This window comes from Planktothrix sp. FACHB-1355 (assembly GCF_014748295.1).
GTDB classification, from domain to species: Bacteria; Cyanobacteriota; Cyanobacteriia; order Cyanobacteriales; family Aerosakkonemataceae; genus Aerosakkonema; species Aerosakkonema funiforme_A.
The window spans coordinates 1-2832 of sequence record NZ_JACJUP010000960.1 but is presented as its reverse complement, the minus strand read 5'-3'; the positions used below and the strand labels follow the sequence as shown (position 1 = coordinate 2832).

Below are 2832 nucleotides of genomic sequence, written 5' to 3'. Positions count from 1 at the left end.
GACAGGCAGAAGTCCTTGTCGTCGGGTTACCTTATTCCATGAACGGAACTTTAGGTTTTCAAGCTCGACAAGTACAGAAATTTGCCCAGCGCGTCGGCAAAGCCTTGCAATTGCCTGTAGAGTATGTTGACGAACGGCTAACCTCATTTCAGGCGGAAGAGATGTTAAAAGAAGCCAAAAAATCCCCATCCCGCCATAAAAGTTCGATCGATCGGATTGCTGCGTCCATAATTTTGCAACAATGGTTGGACGAGCGTCGCACGCGGAAATAGCACTCCCCCTTGCTTGGAGCCTTCTAAATGTCTAAACAGAAAGAAAATGGATATTCTCAAGACGAACCTGTCATCCTCAAAGATGAAGCGGGACGCGAACTAGCCTGTTACATCGAGCGGTTTCTGGAAGTCGAGGGGAAAGAGTACGTTCTCTTATTACCCGTTGACTCACCAGTAGAAATTTTTGCTTGGAATGAAGACTTCGAGGACGAAGAGGCGGCAACTCTCATAGAAGACGACGAGAGCATTAACAAAATCTTTCCCACTGCCCAAGCTGTCCTGGCAGAGCAAGACCTCGTTCTCAAGCACACCGCATTCTCTCTGACCGTTGCCGGAGAATTGCCAGAAGTAGATGAGGAAGAAATTCTCACCCTGGAAATTGAGGATGAAATATCCCAGCAACAGCCAGAAGAGTTGCAGTTCCTGGCCAGTTTTTACCACGAGGAACAGGAATACGCCATTTACACTCCCCTCGATCCGCTGTTATTCTTTGGTCGTCTTACTCAAGGGGGTAAAGCCGAGTTACTTTCCCCAGAAGAATTTCAAAGGGTGCAGCCAATGCTAGAAGAACAATTGTTCGATGAATTGGAATAAGGTAAAGCTATGCGCCTCTCCAAGTGGTTGTTTTATCTTGCCCTATTCCCAGCGGTGCTGCTAGGAAGCGGTTGGCAAGGCTGGGCTTGGTGGAGTTGGGCTTCTGGGCCTCCGCTGGGCTCAGTACCCGCCACAGCATCGCCGGAATCGAAAAAATGGGTGCAAATCCGTATTCCCCCAGGAACTTCTAGTTCCCAAATTGGCCGGGATTTGGAGTCTGCCGGTTTGATTCGTTCGGCGCAAGCTTGGAACTTGTGGGCGCGTTGGTTGTCCGTGCAAAACAAGCCGGGGTTTAAGGCAGGTACCTACCAGTTATCCCCCACGCAGTCGCTGCCAGAAATAGCGGCGGAAGTTACGACAGGCAAAGAGTTGCAGCGTAGCTTCACTATTCCGGAAGGTTGGTCGCGCAAGCAGATGGCAGCTTATTTTGAATCTCAGGGCTTTTTCAAAGCTCAAGATTTTTTAGCTGCCGCCAGCCAGATCCCTCGCGATCGCTTTCCCTGGCTACCCAGCGCCATACCTCACTTGGAAGGCTTTTTGTACCCGGATACCTATCAGGTAGCAGCAACGGGTTCGATAACGCCTCAAAGCATTATCAACACAATGCTCAAACGCTTTGAGGAATTAGCTTTGCCCGTCTATCAAAAAGACCCAAACCGAACCCAGTACAGCCTGCTCCAGTGGGCGACTCTAGCCAGTATCGTAGAAAAAGAGGCGGTGCTTCCTGTGGAACGCCCTCGCATTGCCGGAGTTTTTATCCGACGTTTGCGCCAGGGTATGAAACTGGAATCTGACCCAACGGTTGAATACGGATTGAATATTCAGCAAACCGCAGATCGACCTTTAACATTCAAGCAAGTTGGGACGCCTTCTCCCTATAATACCTATCTCAATCGAGGTCTGCCGCCGACTCCGATCGCCAGTCCCGGATTGGCTAGTCTCAAAGCAGTCCTCAATCCTGAAGATACGGAATATCTGTTTTTTGTGGCTCGCTATGATGGCAGTCATGTGTTCAGTCGCACCCTGGCAGAACACGAAGCCGCAGTTGTGGCAATCCGAAAACAACGCGCCGCCCGACGTCAAGAGGAATTAAAAATTAAAAATTAAAAAGGCAACTTTTGATTTATAATTTTTTGTTCCCAATCGCCTTTTCACCAGTCACTTCACAATCGCTTATGTCTTGGGTAGCTCACCTACAGCCCGATCTAGTTTTGGAGGGCTCAATTTTGAGTCTGACACCGCAAATGCTAGAACAATATAACCTCAAGGGTCTGGTATTGGATGTGGATGAAACTCTCGTACCAATGAAAGTACAACAGGCTTCTGACGAACTCCGGCTGTGGGTAGATGAAATCAGACAAGTGGCCCAGATGTGGCTGGTGAGCAATAACCTGAGCGAAACTCGCATTGGCGGAATTGCCCGCTCTTTGAATTTGCCTTATCTGCACGGTGCTAGCAAGCCTTCTCGACGGAAATTAAGACAAGCTGTCGCCCAGATGAATTTAGGGGTGGAACAGGTAGGGATGGTGGGCGATCGCTTGTTTACAGATGTGCTGGCTGGGAATCGTCTGGGTATGTTCACCATCTTGGTAGATCCGATCGTCGATTCCGGTCAAGCTGTGCAGTCCTACCCGGTACGGAATCTGGAAGTTTGGCTTTCTCAAATCCTGGGCGCAACTTTGCCAGCAAAGCAACAAAACTTAAAACAGCATTACAAACCCTGACAAAGGGAAACATAAAGAAATTATTATGAAATTCCGATCTCTCTGAAAATAGTGGCATTCTATATATTGGTTGAAATGGGGTCAGCCGAGATAAAGACCCTAACCATAAATCACTGTGAATACCTCTACAAGCGTCAGCCTTCCACCTGGGAAGGACTGGCGCTTTAAAATTTTGGATTTTGGATTTGGCGCGAAGTGGGCGTCTTGGCGGTGACCGTCACGATGCCCACCTTCGCAAGAGA

4 protein-coding genes are annotated in these 2832 nt (G+C 48.8%); all 4 read left to right on the top strand.

Annotated features, from left to right (window positions below; all coding sequences use genetic code 11):
* The coding region (ruvX, locus tag H6S82_RS27545; protein ID WP_191057051.1) for a Holliday junction resolvase RuvX at window positions 1-272 on the top strand (272 nt) is incomplete at its 5' end.
* A gap of 27 nt (window positions 273-299) precedes the next feature.
* Window positions 300-866 carry a DUF3727 domain-containing protein gene (locus H6S82_RS27540; protein ID WP_190464550.1) on the top strand — a complete coding sequence of 189 codons (567 nt, stop codon included), beginning with the start codon at window positions 300-302 and terminating at the stop codon, window positions 864-866.
* A 9-nt stretch (window positions 867-875) separates the two neighbouring features.
* Window positions 876-1973: an endolytic transglycosylase MltG gene (gene mltG / locus H6S82_RS27535; protein WP_190464551.1), complete on the top strand. Its 1098-nt coding sequence runs from the start codon at window positions 876-878 to the stop codon at window positions 1971-1973.
* Window positions 1974-2041: 68 nt separating this feature from the next.
* A complete protein-coding gene (locus tag H6S82_RS27530) occupies window positions 2042-2590 on the top strand; it encodes a YqeG family HAD IIIA-type phosphatase (RefSeq protein WP_190464552.1) in 549 nt (182 codons plus the stop codon).
* Window positions 2591-2832: the final 242 nt, after the last annotated feature.

Bases quoted from the DNA above. Each gene is read 5' to 3' on its own strand.
- H6S82_RS27540 (WP_190464550.1), top strand. From the start codon at position 300: ATGTCTAAACAGAAAGAAAATGGATATTCTCAAGACGAACCTGTCATC.
- mltG (WP_190464551.1), top strand. From the start codon at position 876: ATGCGCCTCTCCAAGTGGTTGTTTTATCTTGCCCTATTCCCAGCGGTG.
- H6S82_RS27530 (WP_190464552.1), top strand. From the start codon at position 2,042: ATGTCTTGGGTAGCTCACCTACAGCCCGATCTAGTTTTGGAGGGCTCA.